General features: G+C 57.1%; 1 protein-coding gene and 1 pseudogene. Both read right to left on the reverse strand.

All coding sequences use genetic code 11. From position 1 onward, the window contains the following. Positions 1-168 (reverse strand): annotated as a pseudogene (locus ACTHS3_RS12990) (extensin); the annotation flags it as partial. A gap of 96 nt (positions 169-264) precedes the next feature. Further along, the coding region (locus ACTHS3_RS12995) for a TonB-dependent receptor (protein WP_440368125.1) at positions 265-1,448 on the reverse strand (1,184 nt) is incomplete at its 5' end.

Raw genomic sequence — 1,448 nt, forward strand, 5'->3', positions numbered from 1 at the left:
ATCGCTTACCTGCCGCCGCATCGGGGTGCAGGCGGTGGCAAAGCGGGGGTTTTGGTTTAACAGGGTTTCGAATTCGGTCAGCCAGTCGGAAAAGTCGGCGACGTGGGTTAGGTCGGTCAGGTAGATGGTGCCTTCGGGCAGGGTTTTGGCAGGGGTGAAGTAGTGCATGGGATTCCTTTGGGTGTTTTGGAGGAATAAACGGTAGGTCGGGCATAAATGTCCGACCTATGTTTTTTCAGACGGCCTTCATCATTTCAGCTTCATTTAAAACTTCCATTCCGCGCTCACGCCCACGCTTCTGGGGCGTTGGTAGAGCGCGTCTTGGCGGTCGGCGCTGGAAATGAATATGGGTTGGCGGCGGTTGAACACGTTGTCGGCGTAGAGCGAGACGCGGCCTTGTTTGAAGTTGTAGGCGGTGTAGAGGTTGACTTGGTTGTATGCGCTGATTTTGCCTGATTCGGCATTGTCGGCAGCGGAGTAGTAGCCGCCGTAGAAACGCACGTCGCCGCCGGCTTCCCAGCCTTTGTCGTTCAGGTATTTCACGCCGATGTTGGCGGTGTATTTGGGCGCGTGGCCGAGTTTGTTGCCTTCGATGCCGCTGTCGGGATAGCTTTTGATTTTGGTGTTGAGCAGCCCCAGTCCGGTAGTAAGTTTCAGGCTGTCGGTCGCCTGCCAGTCGGCGGCGAGTTCCGCGCCGTAGGTATGGACTTTTTTGGCGTTGCGGATGACGACGGAGTTGGTGCCGAGATAGAAGGGGAGCTGCATGTCGCGGTAGTGGTTCAGAAACAGGTTGCCGGAGAGTTGCAGGCGGCGGTCGGCGCTGCGCCAGCGGGTGTACCACTCGTAGTTGTTCACATATTCGGGTTCATAAGTGTAGGTTACGACAGGACGACCGAAGGTGATGCCCGCGCCGCCGGGGTTGTAGCCGCGTGCGGCTTTGATGCCGTTGAGCCATTGGTCGGTGGGTTTGAAGGCGATATCGATTTTAGGCAGGAACACGGTCTGGCCTTTGTCTAAATCAAGGTGCAGTGCGCCGCTGCCGCCGCTTCGTTTGTGCGTTTCTTTTTCAATGCGGGCGGAGGCCGTGATGTCCCATTTTTCGCTGGGGCTGTATGTGGTTTCGGCAAATAGGGCGCGCACGCTGTTGCGGTCGTCAAAGGTGTTGCGGCCGCCGATGCTGCGGATATCCACCCATTCATCTTGTTTGCTGCGGAAGTAGTGCAGCCCGGCAAGGCCTTTCAGACGGCCTTTGTTTGAAAAATGCAATACCGGCTCCCATTGCAGCTCGTGGCCTTTGAGCTCGGCGGGCACGCCTTGCGGGCTGACGGTCATCGGCAGATGTAGCCGCTCGTTGTGGTAGCGGCCGTAAACCAGTTTGTTTTCCAGTTTCAGATAGTCGTTAAGCTGCCACGATACGTCCCAGATGCCCGATGTCGAGCCGGTTACGA

Source organism: Neisseria sp. P0009.S007 (genome assembly GCF_051962515.1).